General features: G+C 65.0%; 16 protein-coding genes. 10 read left to right on the top strand and 6 right to left on the bottom strand.

The features are described 5' to 3' along the window. Positions 1-2: 2 nt before the first annotated feature. Positions 3-572: an elongation factor P gene (gene efp / locus C7I87_RS26850; protein WP_140808992.1), complete on the bottom strand. Its 570-nt coding sequence runs from the start codon at positions 570-572 to the stop codon at positions 3-5. 165 nt (positions 573-737) lie between these two features. Between efp and epmA the strand changes: the two genes are divergently transcribed. Further along, the gene (gene epmA / locus C7I87_RS26845) at positions 738-1,784 is read left to right on the top strand and encodes an EF-P lysine aminoacylase EpmA (RefSeq protein ID WP_149907058.1); all 1,047 of its coding nucleotides are present in this window, start codon (positions 738-740) and stop codon (positions 1,782-1,784) included. Between the two features lie 17 nt (positions 1,785-1,801). On the opposite strand, the gene C7I87_RS26840 is transcribed toward epmA, so the two are convergent. After that, positions 1,802-2,218, bottom strand: coding sequence for a VOC family protein (locus C7I87_RS26840; protein WP_149907057.1), 417 nt, complete (start codon positions 2,216-2,218; stop codon positions 1,802-1,804). A gap of 174 nt (positions 2,219-2,392) precedes the next feature. Between C7I87_RS26840 and C7I87_RS26835 the strand changes: the two genes are divergently transcribed. From C7I87_RS26835 to lpxK, 6 genes are all read left to right on the top strand, one after another. Further along, positions 2,393-3,736 carry a TldD/PmbA family protein gene (locus C7I87_RS26835; protein ID WP_149907056.1) on the top strand — a complete coding sequence of 448 codons (1,344 nt, stop codon included), beginning with the start codon at positions 2,393-2,395 and terminating at the stop codon, positions 3,734-3,736. Continuing rightward, a complete protein-coding gene (locus C7I87_RS26830; protein WP_149907055.1) occupies positions 3,723-4,526 on the top strand; it encodes a 3'(2'),5'-bisphosphate nucleotidase CysQ in 804 nt (267 codons plus the stop codon). Before C7I87_RS26835 ends, C7I87_RS26830 begins: the two co-directional genes overlap by 14 nt. A gap of 76 nt (positions 4,527-4,602) precedes the next feature. Continuing rightward, positions 4,603-4,848, top strand: coding sequence for a DUF4170 domain-containing protein (locus C7I87_RS26825; protein WP_015318348.1), 246 nt, complete (start codon positions 4,603-4,605; stop codon positions 4,846-4,848). A 5-nt stretch (positions 4,849-4,853) separates the two neighbouring features. Next, positions 4,854-5,645, top strand: coding sequence for a lysophospholipid acyltransferase family protein (locus tag C7I87_RS26820; protein WP_149907054.1), 792 nt, complete (start codon positions 4,854-4,856; stop codon positions 5,643-5,645). Further along, positions 5,642-6,958: a lipid IV(A) 3-deoxy-D-manno-octulosonic acid transferase gene (waaA, locus tag C7I87_RS26815; RefSeq protein WP_149907053.1), complete on the top strand. Its 1,317-nt coding sequence runs from the start codon at positions 5,642-5,644 to the stop codon at positions 6,956-6,958. Before C7I87_RS26820 ends, waaA begins: the two co-directional genes overlap by 4 nt. A 1-nt stretch (position 6,959) precedes the next feature. Continuing rightward, positions 6,960-7,988, top strand: a complete 1,029-nt coding sequence (gene lpxK / locus C7I87_RS26810) for a tetraacyldisaccharide 4'-kinase (protein WP_149907052.1) — start codon at positions 6,960-6,962, stop codon at positions 7,986-7,988. A 25-nt stretch (positions 7,989-8,013) separates the two neighbouring features. On the opposite strand, the gene C7I87_RS26805 is transcribed toward lpxK, so the two are convergent. Further along, positions 8,014-8,904, bottom strand: a complete 891-nt coding sequence (locus C7I87_RS26805) for a LysR family transcriptional regulator (RefSeq protein ID WP_149907051.1) — start codon at positions 8,902-8,904, stop codon at positions 8,014-8,016. Positions 8,905-8,999: 95 nt separating this feature from the next. On the opposite strand from C7I87_RS26805, the gene C7I87_RS26800 reads away from it, so the two are divergent. Further along, positions 9,000-9,818 carry an N-acyl homoserine lactonase family protein gene (locus C7I87_RS26800; protein ID WP_149907050.1) on the top strand — a complete coding sequence of 273 codons (819 nt, stop codon included), beginning with the start codon at positions 9,000-9,002 and terminating at the stop codon, positions 9,816-9,818. A 119-nt stretch (positions 9,819-9,937) separates the two neighbouring features. On the opposite strand, the gene C7I87_RS26795 is transcribed toward C7I87_RS26800, so the two are convergent. Then, positions 9,938-10,171, bottom strand: coding sequence for a DUF2093 domain-containing protein (locus C7I87_RS26795; protein ID WP_149907049.1), 234 nt, complete (start codon positions 10,169-10,171; stop codon positions 9,938-9,940). A gap of 114 nt (positions 10,172-10,285) precedes the next feature. Here C7I87_RS26795 and C7I87_RS26790 point away from each other — a divergent pair, with 114 nt between their 5' ends. Beyond that, entirely contained in the window at positions 10,286-10,885 is a 600-nt protein-coding gene (locus tag C7I87_RS26790; protein WP_149907048.1) for a hypothetical protein, read from the top strand. Between the two features lie 59 nt (positions 10,886-10,944). On the opposite strand, the gene C7I87_RS26785 is transcribed toward C7I87_RS26790, so the two are convergent. Beyond that, on the bottom strand, positions 10,945-11,871 hold the full coding sequence (locus C7I87_RS26785) for a LysR substrate-binding domain-containing protein (protein WP_149907047.1): 927 nt from the start codon (positions 11,869-11,871) through the stop codon (positions 10,945-10,947). Positions 11,872-11,960: 89 nt separating this feature from the next. Between C7I87_RS26785 and C7I87_RS26780 the strand changes: the two genes are divergently transcribed. Then, on the top strand, positions 11,961-12,854 hold the full coding sequence (locus C7I87_RS26780; RefSeq protein WP_149907046.1) for a DMT family transporter: 894 nt from the start codon (positions 11,961-11,963) through the stop codon (positions 12,852-12,854). A gap of 36 nt (positions 12,855-12,890) precedes the next feature. Here C7I87_RS26780 and mutL read toward each other — a convergent pair whose 3' ends face one another. Further along, positions 12,891-14,780, bottom strand: coding sequence for a DNA mismatch repair endonuclease MutL (mutL, locus tag C7I87_RS26775; protein WP_149907045.1), 1,890 nt, complete (start codon positions 14,778-14,780; stop codon positions 12,891-12,893). Positions 14,781-14,813: the final 33 nt, after the last annotated feature.

The raw sequence follows: 14,813 nt of genomic DNA, 5'->3' as shown, positions 1-14,813 counted from the left end.
CCTCAGTCCTTCGCCCGCTCCACATAGGACCCGTCGGCCGTCATCACCACAACGCGGGTGCCAGGCGCGATGTGCGGCGGCACGGTGGTGCGCACGCCATTGGAAAGCACGGCCGGTTTATAGGAGGACGACGCCGTCTGGCCCTTGGTCGTCGGCTCCGTATCGACCACTTCGAAGGTGGCGCGCTGCGGCAGCACCAGGGCGATCGCGATGCCGTTGAACTGGGAGACTTGGACCGGCATTCCTTCCTTCAGATAGGGCGCCGCGTCGCCGACCACGGCTTCGGACACCGCCACCTGGTCGTAGGTTTCCGGGTTCATGAAGTGATAGCCTTCGCCGTCGGCGTAGAGGAAGGTGTGCTCGCGCTCCTCGACATAGGCGCGCTCCACCTGTTCGGTGGTGCGGTAGCGCTCCGACACCTTCACCCCGTCGCCGATGCGCCGCATGTCGAGCTGCGTTACGGGCGTGCCCTTGCCTGGGTGGATGTTTTCGGCAAAGAGGATCACATAAAGCTTGCCGTCCTTGTCGACGACATTGCCTTTGCGGAGCGAACTGGCGATGACTTTCACCACGGTTTTAAATCCTGCGAGAGTTGACTGGCGTTTGCCGGCTTGTGCGGCGCTGGATGGGGGCCTAGCGCATCTTGGCGCGAACCGCCAGCCCCCCAATGCGAACTGGCTGGGGCGAACTGGGGCGGAGCGAACTGACATGGGGCGCACCGGCATGCCTTTCCGCTCATGACCGCCGCGTCGCCCTGGTGGACGCCGCATGTCCACGCCGACCGCCGTCCGCGCCTGCTGCTGCGCAACGGGCTGACGGCCGCCTTGCGCGACTGGTTCGCCGGCAACGATTTCATCGAGGTGGAGACGGCCGCGCTGCAGATCTCGCCCGGCAACGAGGCGCATCTGGCGGCTTTCGCCACGGAAGCGGTAGGGCCGGATGGCGTCCGCTCGCCGCTTTATCTCCATACCTCGCCGGAATTTGCCTGCAAGAAACTGCTTGCCGCGGGAGAACCGCGCATTTTCAGTCTGGGTCCGGTCTACCGCAACCGTGAACGCGGTCCCCTGCATCATCCCGAATTCACCATGCTCGAATGGTATCGGGTGGGCGAGACCTATGAAAGCCTGATGCGCGACTGCGCCGATCTGCTGGCGCTGGCCGCGACGCGGGCAGGGGCCACGCACTTTTCCTTCCGGGGCCGCGACTGCGATCCGTTCGCCGAACCGGAGCGGTTGACCGTGGCGGACGCCTTCAGCCGCCATGCCGGCATCGACCTGCTGGCCACGGTCGCCGTCGACGGCGGCACGGACCGGGACGCGCTTCACGCCGCACTGGTCCAGGCCGGCCTGCGCACAGCGCCTGATGACAACTGGGCGGATTTGTTCAGCCGCGTGATGGTGGAAAAGGTCGAGCCGTTCCTTGGGCAGGGGCGGGCGACCATCCTGTGCGAATATCCGGTCGCCGAGGCGGCACTTGCCCGGCCGAGTCCCGGGGATCCCCGCGTCGCCGAACGTTTCGAGCTCTATTGCTGCGGCGTCGAGCTCGCCAACGGCTTTGGCGAGTTGACCGACGCGGCCGAGCAGCGCCGGCGCTTCATCATCGAGATGGACGAGAAAGAGCGCATCTATGGCGAGCGCTACCCGCTGGACGAGGATTTTCTCGCCGCCCTTGCCGTCATGCCGCAGGCCAGCGGCATCGCGCTTGGCTTCGACCGGCTGGTGATGCTGGCGACGGGTGCGCAGAAGATCGAGGATGTGATCTGGACGCCGGTCGCGGCATCTTGAATGAGGCCAGACCTCATTCAATGCGCGAAAACCTGCTCCAGTGAGCGAAAACCCTTGAATTCCAGGGCGTTGCCCGAGGGGTCGCGGATGAACAATGTCGCCTGTTCGCCGGGCTCGCCCGTGAAACGGACCATTGGCCGCTCCAGCCAGTCTATGTCGTCGCGTGCTTCCAGCCGGTCCGCCAGGCGCTGCCAGTCGTCCATCAAGAGCACAGCGCCAAAATGCGGGATCGGCACGGTGATACCGTCGACCTTGCCGTCGCTGGCGGCTTGCGCGGCCTGCGGCCGCAGATGCGCCGACATCTGATGGCCATAAAGGTCGAAATCGACCCAGGTTGCCGACGAGCGGCCGATCGCGCAGCCCAGCACATCGCCATAGAAAGTTCGGGTTTCATCGAGATCACGAACCGGGAAGGCAAGATGGAAAGGCGTCATGGCGAGGGCTCCAGATAGGCAAAAGCTGCGGCGTCCGCTCTTTGCGGGCGCTTCGATGGCGATTTGGTCGCGGCATCCTGATTGCCCTTCTGCCATTGCACAAGCGGCATTGGAACAATAGATGGTGCGGCAGCACCTGCCTTCCGGACAGGCTGAAGAAACAGGATCAAGTGCATGACCGACAAGCTCGACGCCGCGAAATTGACGGACCGCGTCGCGGCCCTGGTCGAGGCCGCGAAACGCGCCGGCGCCGATGCCGCGGACGCCGTCGCGGTGCGTGGCCGCTCGACCGGCGTTTCGGTGCGGCTTGGCAAGGTCGAAAACACCGAGGCGTCCGAGGGCGACGACGTTTCGCTGCGGGTCTTCGTCGGCCAGCGTGTGGCCAGCGTATCGGCCACCGCCGCGTCCGATCCGAAGGCGCTTGCCGAGCGAGCCGTCGCCATGGCCAAGGTGTCTCCAGAGGATCCCTACCAGGGTCTTGCCGACCCTGCGCTGCTCGCCAGGCAGACGCGCGATCTGGACCTGTTCGACGCGACGGAAGTGTCGGCCGACCAGTTGAAGGAAGCAGCCCTTGCGGCCGAAGCGGCGGCTCTTGCCGTCAAGGGCGTGACCAATTCGTCAGGCGCCAATGCCAGCGCCGGGCTGGGCGGGCTGGTTCTGGCCACCTCGCACGGCTTTCTCGGCCAGTATGTCGCCTCGCGCTTTTCGCGCTCGGCCAGCGTGATAGCCGGCGAGGGAATCGGCATGGAGCGCGACTATGAATACTCCTCGCGCCAGCATTTTGCCGATCTCGACGCGCCCGAGGATATTGGCCGCATGGCCGGCGAACGGGCCGTGCGCCGCCTTGGCGCGCGCAAGGCGGCGACCGGACCGGTCGACGTGGTGTTCGATCCGCGCGTCGCGCGCGGCATTGCCGGCCACATCGCCGGCGCCATCAACGGCGCTTCCGTCGCACGCAAGACCTCGTTCCTGCGCGACATGATGGGCAAGCAGGTGGCCGCTGCCGGCATCACAGTCACCGACGAGCCGCTGCGGCGCCGTGGCCAGGCCTCACGCCCATTCGATGGCGAGGGCGTCGAGGGCGAGAAGCTCCTGATGATTGAAAAGGGTGTCCTCAACCACTGGTTCCTGTCGACATCGGTGGCCCGGGAACTCGGCCTCGTCACCAACGGTCGCGGCACGCGTGGCGGCTCCTCCGTCTCGCCGTCGTCGACGAACCTCGCCATCGAGGCGGGCGAGCGCTCGCCGGAAGACCTGATCGGCTCGCTCAAGTCCGGCTTCTACGTCACCGAGGTGTTTGGCCAGGGCGTTGACATGCTCACCGGCGAATACAGCCGCGGCGCCTCCGGCTTCTGGATCGAAAATGGGGCGCTCGCCTATCCGGTCGCCGAGGTGACCATCGCCTCGAACCTGAAGGCGATGTTCCTCAACATGGTGCCGGCGAATGACCTCGACCGCAATTTCGGCACCGCCGCCCCGACGCTCCTGATCGAAGGCATGACCCTTGCCGGAGCATGACCTGATCATTGCCAGTGCCGATCTGGACCTGCCGCTGCTGCGCGACGCCGCCCGCGAGGCGGGTCTCATCGCCATGCGCTACTTCGGCAACAGTCCCCAAGTCTGGATGAAGGGCGGCACTTCGCCGGTCAGCGAAGCCGATCATGCCGCCGATGCGTATCTGCGGCAGACGCTGCTTGCGGCGCGGCCGGATTATGGCTGGCTGTCGGAAGAGACGGCCGACGATCCGGTGCGGCTTTCGGCGCGCCGTACCTTCGTTGTCGACCCGATCGACGGCACGCGCGGCTTCCTCGAAGGCCAGAGGACATGGTGCGTCAGCGTTGCCGTCGTCGAGAATGGCCGCACGCTCGCCGGCGTGCTCGAATGTCCGGCGATGGATGAGACTTACTGGGCGCTGCCCGGCCAGGGCGCCTTCCGCAACGACAAGCGCATCGCGGTGCGCAAGCCTGGGGACAAGGCTGAAATTTCAGGATTGAAGCAGTTGATCGACCTGGTGCCTGCCGGCTGGCAGAAGCGGCTGCAGCGGGCACCCTACATCCCCTCGCTCGCCTACCGCCTGGCGATGATCGCCAACGGGACGCTCGACGCAACGTTCGTCAAGCCGAACGCGCATGACTGGGATATCGCCGCCGCCGATCTCATCCTGCGCGAGGCGGGCGGCCAGCTGCTCGACCCCAATGGCCGCGCCCCGCTCTATGCCGGCGAGGTGATCCGCCACGGCGCGCTCGCGGCCGGCAGCGGGGACCTGTTGGCGGTGCTCGTCGATGTCATCGCCGGGCTGGATGGCTGAAAGCGTTTTCGACGGTTCCAAAGTCTGCGGCTTTGGTCTAGACCTGTCACAAACTCACGATATGTGAAGGACCGACATGGCCGCGGAAGACGGAAAGAAACAGCTTTTGCATCTGGTGTTCGGCGGCGAACTCAAGAAGCTCGGCGGTACCGAGTTCCGGGATCTCGACGCGCTCGACATCGTCGGCGTCTATCCTGACTATCAATCCGCGCACACCGCGTGGAAAGCCAAGGCGCAAGCCAGCGTGGACAATGCCCATATGCGTTATTTCGTCGTTCATCTGCACCGTCTGCTGGATCCCGATAGCAAGGCCGCCGGTTGACTTCGATGGAGCATGATCTGGCGAAAGAGCCAGCCAGCAATGCCGCGCCCACCGGCAGGGGCGGCAGCCGCACGACCAAGGCCTTCTGGCGCAGGATACGCGAACCGCTCGCGCAGTCCCGATTCGTCAAGAACGCCATCGCCAGCCTGCTCGCGCAGTTCGTGCGGCTGGTTCGCCTGACCAGCCCGCTGGTCGCCGGATCGGCGCGCTTTTCGGGCGGCGCCTATGCCGAGTTCGAGCCCGGGATCATTGCTCTGTGGCATGGCCAGCATCTTTTGACGCCGGCCTACTACCCCAAGCGCAAGCCTCTGGTCGCCATGGTGTCGCGCAGCGCCGATGCCGAACTCAACGCGCTGATGCTGGAGAAATTCGGCATCGAGGCGGTGCGCGGGTCGGGAGGACGCGACAATGCCAGGCACCTGGACAAGGGCGGGGCCAAGGCGCTCATAGCCCTCAAAAAGTCGCTCACCGCAGGCAAGAACGTCGCCATGATCGCAGACATTCCTCACGGTACCCCGCGCGATGCAGGGCTCGGTATCGTTCTTTTGGCACGCCTCTCCGGCCGGCCGCTGCTGCCCGTCGCCATCGCCACCAGCCGCCGCAAGGTGTTGGAAAAGAGCTGGGACAAGACCACCATCAACCTGCCCTTCGGCCGCTCCGCGGTGACCATCGGCACGCCGATCTTTGTGGCGGCGGATGCCGACGATGCCGAAATGGAGCGCAAGCGCCAGGAAGTGACGGCTGCCCTCAACGCCGCGACCGCCGAGGCGTACCGTCTCGTGGATGGTTCGCGGTGAGCGGCCGCTGGGCGCGTACCATGTTGTCGGCATACCGTTTTGCCGGCGCCGTTGCCTACCCGCTGGTCGGGCCCTACGTCGCCTGGCGCACCTCGCGCGGCAAGGAAGACCGCAACCGCCGCCGCGAGCGCTATGGCGTCGCCGGCCGGCCGCGCCCCGAGGGACCGGTGATCTGGATCCATGCGGCGAGCGTCGGCGAGACCTTGGCCGTCGTGCCGCTGGTCGAAAGCATCCTCGACTACGGCGTCAACATCGTGCTGACAACCGGCACGGTGACCTCTGCCCAGGTCGTCGACGAGCGGCTCGGTGATCGCATCATCCACCAATATGTGCCGCTCGATCTGAAGCCGGCGGTCAGCCGCTTTCTCGATCACTGGAAACCCGATCTGGCGATCATCGCCGAATCCGAGATCTGGCCGATGACCATCCTCGAACTCGGTGCACGCCGCGTGCCGCAGGTGCTGGTCAATGGCAGGCTCTCCGATCGCTCCTTCACGTCGTGGAAGAAGCGGGCCAACATCGCCGAGGCGCTGTTCGAGAACCTGGCCCATGTCGTTGCCCAGTCCGATGTCGACGGCGAGCGTTTTCGCGCGCTCGGCGCCCGACCGGTCACGGTGTCGGGCAATCTCAAGGTCGACACCAATCCGCCGCCGGTCGACGATCGCGCGCTTGGCAGTTTGCAGCGGCAGATCGGCGGTCGCCCGACTTGGGCGGCGATCTCGACCCATGATGGCGAGGAAGTGGTCGCGGCGGAAGTCCATGCGACGTTGCACAAGCGTCACCACGGCCTTTTGACGATCGTCGTTCCGCGCCATCCCGATCGGGCCGAAGCCCTTGCCGGGGAGATTTCCGGAATGGGGCTGACAGTTGCGCGGCGTAGCAAGGGCGACCGTATCGGGCCCGACACCGATATCCTGCTTGGCGATACGATCGGCGAAATGGGCTTGTATCTCCGCTTGACCGAAATCGCTTTCGTCGGCCGCTCGCTGACCTCCGAAGGCGGCCAGAATCCGCTCGAGCCGGCCATGCTCGACACCGCCGTTCTCGCCGGGCGCAACGTGCAGAATTTTCGCGAGGCCTATCAGCGCCTGCTCGATAGCGGCGGCGCCAAGCTGGTGCGCGACCGCGACATGCTGGCTGGCGCTGTCAATTTCCTCCTGACCAATGAAGTGGCGCGCCACGAGATGATGGCGGCGGGGATCGCGACTGTCGATGAGATGCGCGGCGCGCTGGCACGCACGCTCAAATCGCTCGAACCCTATATCCAGCCGCTGGTGGTCAAGGCGCGCCTGAAGGGCGCCAACGGGCGCTGACGTGGCCTCGGAAGCACCACCATTCTGGTGGGAAGAGCCGGACTGGAAAGTCCTGGCGCTATCGCCGCTGTCGGCTGTCTACGCGCTGGTCGCCGGTCGCGGCATGCGGCGAGCCCGGCGCGAGAAGATCCAGGCGCCGGTTCTGTGCGTCGGCAATTTCACTGTTGGCGGCACCGGCAAGACACCGGTGGCGATCGCGCTCGCCCAACAGGCCAAGCGCATGCAGCTGAAGCCCGGCTTCCTGTCGCGCGGCCATGGCGGCTCCTTTGCCGAGCCGCATGTCGTCGATGTCAGCCATGACAGCGCTAGACATGTCGGCGACGAACCGCTGCTGCTGGCCGAACATGCTCCGGTGGCGGTGACGCCCAATCGTGCCGCCGGCGCCCGGCTGCTGCTGGAAAGACACGGTTGCGATTTCCTGATCATGGACGACGGCTTCCAGAGTGCGCGCATTCACATCGACTATGCGCTGGTGGTCGTCGATGCCCGCTATGGGATCGGCAACGGCCGCGTCATTCCGGGCGGTCCGCTCAGGGCCAGGATCGTCGACCAGCTGGTCTTCACCAGCGGCCTGCTGAAGATGGGCGAGGGCACGGCCGCGGACACGGTGGTCCGTCAGGCAGCGCGTGCCGGCCGCGCGATCTTCGAGGCGCATACTGAGCCGAGCAGCAAGGCAGGGCTCGCCGGAAAGCGGTTTCTGGCCTTTGCCGGCATCGGCCATCCCGAAAAGTTCTTCGACACGGTGCGTGGGGCCGGTGGCGAAGTGGTCTTGTCCAGGCCCTTTCCGGACCATCACTTCTACGCCGAGGACGAACTGGCCGAACTGGTCGCGACGGCGCGGTCCGAAAGCCTTGGCCTGATCACCACCGCCAAGGACGCCGCCCGGTTGCGCCACGGCGCGACGCCGGCGGGCTTCCTCGATCTCCTCGACGTGCTCGATATCGACGCCGTCTTCGAACTCGATCACGTGCCCGAACGCATCATCGACGAAACGCTGGATGCGTGGCGCCAGCGTAAGATGCGGGGGTGAGTTTCGAAGCATTGCGTCAAGTTCATCATGACCCGTAGACAAGTTTCAACGCTTCTACCAAATGGTCGAACATTGATCTCATGGGCGCACTATTGCGCAAGTCCTGATGCATCGTGACCCAGACGTCGAGGCTCGGTGAAAATTCTTCAGGTAGGAGATGCACTAGTCGGGCGTCCTCGCGCACTGCCGCGCGTTGGCAGATTCCAATTCCGAATCCCGCCCTAATGGCCGCCAACTGAAGAAGAGCGCTGTCGGACCGCAGTGTAAAGTCGTCCCGCCTCAATTGCAGACCGAGCCGATGCACGGCTCGGACAGCAGAGGTCTCATGATCAAAGCCCACCAGGCAATGCCGGTTCAGCTCGCGTAAATTGGCGGGTTTGCCGTTCTTTTCCAAGTAGTCCATGTGAGCATGGAATCCCAGCCGAGCCTGACCCACCTTGCGCGCGACGAGATCGGCCTGTGTCGGCCTCACCATGCGAATGGCGATATCGCAATCCCGCCGCAATAGGTCTTCCAGCCGGTCAGAAGCGGAGATCTCGACGACCAATCCCGACTGGCTTCGCTCCAATTCAGTAAGAATTGGCGGAAGAATCTCCGTCGCAACGATCTCGGAGGCCGCGAGGCGGACGACTGTGCGGGGCTGGCCCGCTTTGCTCGAAACCGCTCTCTGCAACGTTTCGGCGGCGGCGGCCATGGCCAAGGCGTGCGGCTGCGCAATGACGGACGCCGCGGTCGGCCTCAGCCCATCTTGGGCGCGCGTGAAAAGCGGCATACCGAGAGTGGCCTCCAACTCACGGATGTGCCGACCGACGGTTGGCTGGGTGAGGTTGAGGGAGCGCGCGGCACCCGAGAGGCTCCCCTCGCGCAGGACCGCCAGAAATGACCTATACAGTTCCCAGCTTGGATTCTTGTCCATGCATTCTTGTATACCTACTCAAGAAGCTTCGACAATTCCGTTCATCCGGAGGAGGGCGTATTTTGGGTCCACCGACGCTTTCAGGAGAAACCCAGATGCGCATCCATGCTATCCAGACAGGGACAGTCAAAATCAAAACCGCCCAGGTCAAAGGCCGAGGCCACGGCCTCATTGATATATTCCTCGATCCGAATTGGACCGACTGGGTGCCGACATTCGCATGGGCGATCGAGCATCCTGAAGGCGTCATTGTCGTCGACAGCGGCCAAGGGACACATCTGTTGGAGCATTCGCGTGAGCTCAATCCCTATGTGAGATGGGAAGTCGGCTTCCAAATCGAGCGCGAGCACGAGATTGGGCCGCAGCTCCGGGCCTTGGGGATCGGTCCGCGCGACATAAAAAAAGTCGTGCTCACTCATCTTCATATGGATCATGACGGGGGCCTTGCGCACTTCCCCAATAGCGAAATCATTGTCCCAGCCGGTGAACTCGCGCAGGCTCGCGGATTGCTCGGGCGGGTGCGGGGATACCTTCCCCATCGTTGGCCCACTTGGTTCGACCCAACGCCGGTCGAACTGCCACTGGAACAATTTGGCTCGTTCAAGCGCAGCCAGCGGCTAACAATGGCGGGCGACATTGTTGCGGTAGCAACGCCTGGACACACACCAAACCATATGTCTGTCGTTGTTCAGGATGGCGACACCGCGATTTTCCTCGCCGGCGACACTTCCTACAATCAGGCGCTCATGCTTTCAGGAACGGTCGACGGGGTGAGCGCCGGTGACGGTATCGCAAAAGCCACGCTTGATGCCATCAAGACCTTTGCGCAAAGCCGTCCGACAATCTATCTGCCGACGCATGATCCGGAATCGGGTCTCCGCCTTGTCAACCGGCAGGTCGTATCGGCTGGTTAGCAACGATGGCGATTGGCGAAAGCCGCAATCACATCCAATTTCACCCCAAGTGGGGAGATGTCCGGGAGGACAGAGAGGGCGAAGGAGCGCGACGCGCGAGGGCTTTCGCGCAGCGAACCTTATCGCCGGCTTCTCAACTCCGGATGGACCTCGATTTCGCGGCGCAGCGATGCGGTGGCGTTGGCGTAAGGCTCCTGCCGGGCGACGCTCCAGTACTTCAGCTCGTCCAGGGGGATGCTTTCGCCAGTCACCGCGCAGCGCACGAACGAGCCGGGGCTGGTGACCTGGAAATCGCCATCGAGGTAGCGGATGCGGGCTTCCTTGCCGCCGGGGCCTTCGAAACGGTTCATCATGCGGTGGTGCCGAGCTTCATGAAGATGTCATCGCCATAAATCGCACGGAAGGTCAAGCTTGGCGCAATGCAGAGCTGCTATCGAACAATCGGAAACGGCAGTTTTGAGGGTGGCATGGATATTTCTTCTGCACGGCTGGCGTCTTTGCTGGTGGAAACGATGACACCGCAGGCTGTGCCGTCGGCGAAAGCCGATCCGGCCAAGGCGGCTCTGGTCAAGGCGTTGGTCCAGCCGCCGGCGCCGTCTCTGCTGGCACAACAGACGGCGCCGGTACTGTTGGCCCTGCCTTCAACGGCGATGGCCGCCAAAGTGCAGCAGATCGCTTCGGCCGGGATTGTCGAGGCTTATCTGGCTCAGGCAGAACCCGCCGATGGCGCCGATGCGACCCCCACGGCCGCTGCCGTGGCAAGGCGGTCCGCGCAGGACGTCGAGGCGCAAAAAGGTTTGACGGTACCTCTGGTAAAAGCCGAGAACGGCGACCAGGCCGGCGGCCCGGCGGCGGCAGGGCCGGCGGCTGTGACGCCAATGGCTCCGGCCTGGCGCCAGGCATCCAACCAGAATATCCCGGCCAAGCGAGGGCAGACCACTTCCCGGCCAAACGGCATGCCGGAGCAGAATTCCGAGCGCCTGTTGCTGAAGGTTGCCTTCGTCTCGGCAACCGCCGGCCTGCTCGGGGCCGCGGCATTCGGTTTGGCCTTGCGGATGTTCAGCTAAGCAATTCCAGGAAAAGTACCCAGCGGTTTTCCGTCCGGAATTGCCCAAAGATCAAGAACCTAACTCTCGGCTTCGATGAACTGGTCGACCTTTTCTGCGGCCAGCCCAGCCTGTGTCGCGATGCGCCGGGCGAGATCGGCCGCGGCGGCGCGCGGCCGGCCGACCGGCCGGTCGAGCCAGTAGGACACCGGATTGAGCGCGGTGCGATCGTCGACGGCGACGAGGCGCCCCGATTGTATCTGGTGCTCGGTGAGCGGCGGCCGCGCCAGTGCGATGCCGAGGCCATGGGCTGCGGCATCGAGCACCAGATTGTAGTCCTCGAAGCGGCGGTCTTGCGGGCGCGGCCGGTAGTCCATGTCCTGCGCTGCCAACCAGGCGCGCCAGCCTGAAGCGTCGGAATCGTTGATCAGCGGGAATTTGAGCAGCCGGGCCGGATCGCCGCTACCGATCTCTCGCGCGAGGCCCGGCGAGGCGATAGGGAAGAGATGTTCCTCGAACAGTTGCACCGAGACACGGCCCGGGATGCGGCCGCGACCGCAGCGGACTGACAGATCGATGCCTTCATCGGCGAGATCGGCCTGACGGTTGTCGACGTCGAGCACGATGCGCAGGCGGGTAGGGTCGTTTTCCAGCATTGCCATGCGCGGCATCAGCCACAGGCCGCTCACCGAGGGAATGGAGGCCAGGCGCACCACTGCGGTGCCGCGCGGCTCCACCCAGCGGTCCGAATCGACCGAGATCAGGGCGAAGGCTTCGGTGGTCCTGAGATGCAGGCGATTGCCTTCGTTGGTTAGCGTCACGCCGCGCGCGCCGCGTTCGAAAACCTTGAGGCCAAGCCAGTCCTCGAGCTTGGCGATCTGCCGGCTGACGGCGCCATGGGTAAGGTTGAGCCTTTCAGCGGCGGCCGAAAAGCTTCCCGTGCGCGCCGCCGCGTCGAAAGCGCGCAAGGTCTCCAGCGGCAGCAGGCTGTTCGAGCTGTGATCCATGCTCACAGGTGACCCTCGATTTGGTCGTTTGTCAATCGACCTGGAAAGGCGCTTTCTGCTGCCGAGACTGAAGAATCCGAGGCAATGAGATGAGCGCGACGACAGGCACGTTGAATTCGACACAGCGAATGGACACCACGGCCGCCATCGCCGTGGCGCTGACGGTGATCGGCTGGGCCTCCGCTTTCCCGGCGATCCGGGCCGGGCTCGCCGCTTTCCAGCCATTGGAGCTTGGCGCCCTGCGCTTTGCCATCGCCGCCGTGCCGGCGGCGATCTACCTTGCCGTCAAGCGTCCGGCGCTGCCTAGGATCGGCGATTGGTGGCGCTTCGCCTTCGGCGGCGCCATTTTCGTCGCGCTCTATACGGCGATGCTCAATTTCGGCGAGCTGACCGTCTCGGCCGGAGCAGCCGGCTTCATCATCAATGTCAGCCCCATCTTCACCGCCATCATGGCGATGGCGCTGCTTGGCGAGCGTTTCTCCGGCCTGGCCTGGATCGGCACCGTCATTTCCTTCGCCGGCATCGGCATCATAGCCGTCGCCGACGGGCATGGCCTGCATTTCAATGCCGGCGCGCTGCTGGTGCTTGGCTCGGCGCTCTGCTCGGCCGTCAACACCATCGTCCAGAAGCCACTGTTTGCCCGCCACCATCCGCTGACCATCGCGGCGTCCAACATGGTGCTCGGCGCGCTCTGCCTGGCGCCCTTCCTGCCCGCCGCTCTCCAGCAAGCGACTGTCGCCAACGCCGCCGGCCTCGGCGCCGTCATCTATCTCGGCATCGTGCCGAGCCTGATCGCCTATGCGGCCTGGGCGACCGCGTTGTCGCGCCTGCCGGCGGCGCGTGCCTCGAACTTTCTGTACCTGGTCTCGCCGATGTCGGCGCTGATCGGCTTCTTCTGGCTGGGCGAAGTGCCGACGTTGCTCGGCATCCTCGGCGGCGCGCTGGCGCTCGGCGGCGTCATCGTGGTGAATTTGAGGCGGTAAATCAAAGCGCCTTGCACTGGCTCGTTGGGAGCCGGTTCACCTCCGCCCGAACAGCCGCTCGATGTCGGCCAGCTTGAGCTCGATATAGGTCGGGCGACCATGATTGCAGGTGCCGGAACCTGGCGTCGCCTCCATCTGGCGCAGCAGCGCGTTCATCTCCTCGGCCTTGAGCAGCCGGCCGGAACGCACCGAGCCGTGGCAGGCCATGGTCGCCGCGATCTTGTCCAGCCGTTCTTTCAGCGTCTCGACTGTGTCGTTGTCGGCGATCTCGTCGGCGAGGTCGCGCACCAGTTGACCGACATTGGTTTCGCCCAGCATCGACGGCGTCTCGCGCACGGCGACGGCGCCCGGGCCGAAACGCTCGATGCCGAGGCCGAAGCGGGCGAGCGTTTCGGAATGCATGGCGAGCCGCTCGGCGTCCTCTTCCGGCAGGTCGATGATCTCGGGCAAAAGCAGCATCTGGGAGGGGACCGGCCGCGAATGCAGGGCGTTCTTCAGCGCCTCGTAAACCAGCCGCTCATGCGCCGCGTGCTGATCGACGATGACGAGCGAATCCCTGGTCTGGGCGACGATGTAGTTCTCGTGCACCTGCGCTCGCGCAGCCCCCAGCACCGCGCCGAGCAGCGTCTCGGTTGCCTCATTCTGCCCGGCGCGCGCATCGGCGCTGGCGAGCGGGCCGGCATCGAATGCCGCCTGGTCGGGTTCACCGAAGCCGCCGGTTCTTGCGGTGCCGCGTTCAAAGCCGGCGCCTGCGAATTGCATGTCGAGTGGCCGCTGCGGCGAGCGCGAAGGGTCGAAGCCGGCCGAGCCGGACGCACGGAAAGCCGCTTCGTAGCTGCGATGGCCATTTGTCGGGCCGCCGTGATCATAGGATGCGGCGCCCGGCCGGAACGCAGCCATCATACCGGCGGCACCCGTGGTGGCTGAACGGATGCCGGCATCGGCTAACGCCTGCCGGATCGCGCCGACGATCAGCCCGCGCACGAGGCCCGGATCGCGGAAGCGGACATCGGCCTTGGCCGGATGGACGTTGACGTCGACGGTGGCCGGGTCGAGCGTCAGGAACAGCACTGTCACCGCATGGCGGTCGCGCGGCAGGACATCGGCGAAGGCCCCGCGGATGGCCCCGGCAATCAGCTTGTCGCGCACCGGCCTGCCGTTGACATAGGCATATTGCTGCAGCGCGTTGGCGCGGGTGAAGGACGGGATCGACACATGGCCGGTCAGTTGCACGCCTTCGCGCATCGCGTCGATGGCAATGGAATTGTCGGGAAAGTCGGCGCCCATTACCTGCGCGACACGGCGCAGGCTGCCGTCCGCGCTGTCCTCGGTCGCCGGCAGTTCCAGGGTCGTGCGGTCGGACCCGGCCAGCGTGAAACGCACTGTGGGGAAGGCGATGGCGATGCGCTTGACGATGTCGCTGATGGCCGAGCTTTCGGCGCGTTCGCCTTTCATGAATTTCAGCCGTGCCGGCGTGGCAAAGAACAGGTCGCGCACCTCGACCGTGGTGCCGCGATTGGCCGCCGCCGGCCGGACCGGCAGGACGCGGCCGCCCTCGATGCCGATCTCGGCGGCGCTGTCGCCCGAAGCCGTGCGCGAGCGGATCGACAGCCGCGACACCGAGCCGATCGACGGCAACGCCTCGCCGCGAAAGCCGAGTGAGCGGATATCGTGAATATCTTCGGCAAGCTTGGAGGTGCAGTGGCGCGCTATCGCCAGAGAAAGCTCTTTCTCTGGAATACCAGAACCGTCATCGGTGACGCGGATCAGGTTCAGCCCGCCGCCCGATGTGACGACCTCTACCTTGCTTGCACCGGCGTCGAGCGCGTTCTCGACCAGTTCCTTGACCACGCTCGCCGGACGCTCGATGACTTCGCCGGCGGCGATCTGATTGATCATCGTTTCGGATAGCTGGCGGATGGGCATGCAGGTACTATAGGCGGATTCGCATCTCGTCGG

The sequence above is a fragment of the Mesorhizobium sp. SARCC-RB16n genome, from assembly GCF_008520305.1.
Classification (GTDB): Bacteria; Pseudomonadota; Alphaproteobacteria; order Rhizobiales; family Rhizobiaceae; genus Mesorhizobium.
Note: the sequence above shows the minus strand (reverse complement) of the source record. Positions and strands in the feature narration are given on the sequence as shown.

Bases quoted from the DNA above. Each gene is read 5' to 3' on its own strand.
- epmA (WP_149907058.1), top strand. From the start codon at position 738: ATGACCGCCGCGTCGCCCTGGTGGACGCCGCATGTCCACGCCGACCGC.
- C7I87_RS26840 (WP_149907057.1), bottom strand. From the start codon at position 2,218: ATGACGCCTTTCCATCTTGCCTTCCCGGTTCGTGATCTCGATGAAACC.
- C7I87_RS26835 (WP_149907056.1), top strand. From the start codon at position 2,393: ATGACCGACAAGCTCGACGCCGCGAAATTGACGGACCGCGTCGCGGCC.
- C7I87_RS26825 (WP_015318348.1), top strand. From the start codon at position 4,603: ATGGCCGCGGAAGACGGAAAGAAACAGCTTTTGCATCTGGTGTTCGGC.
- C7I87_RS26820 (WP_149907054.1), top strand. From the start codon at position 4,854: ATGGAGCATGATCTGGCGAAAGAGCCAGCCAGCAATGCCGCGCCCACC.
- C7I87_RS26805 (WP_149907051.1), bottom strand. From the start codon at position 8,904: ATGGACAAGAATCCAAGCTGGGAACTGTATAGGTCATTTCTGGCGGTC.
- C7I87_RS26800 (WP_149907050.1), top strand. From the start codon at position 9,000: ATGCGCATCCATGCTATCCAGACAGGGACAGTCAAAATCAAAACCGCC.
- C7I87_RS26795 (WP_149907049.1), bottom strand. From the start codon at position 10,171: ATGATGAACCGTTTCGAAGGCCCCGGCGGCAAGGAAGCCCGCATCCGC.
- C7I87_RS26790 (WP_149907048.1), top strand. From the start codon at position 10,286: ATGGATATTTCTTCTGCACGGCTGGCGTCTTTGCTGGTGGAAACGATG.
- C7I87_RS26785 (WP_149907047.1), bottom strand. From the start codon at position 11,871: ATGGATCACAGCTCGAACAGCCTGCTGCCGCTGGAGACCTTGCGCGCT.
- C7I87_RS26780 (WP_149907046.1), top strand. From the start codon at position 11,961: ATGAGCGCGACGACAGGCACGTTGAATTCGACACAGCGAATGGACACC.
- mutL (WP_149907045.1), bottom strand. From the start codon at position 14,780: ATGCCCATCCGCCAGCTATCCGAAACGATGATCAATCAGATCGCCGCC.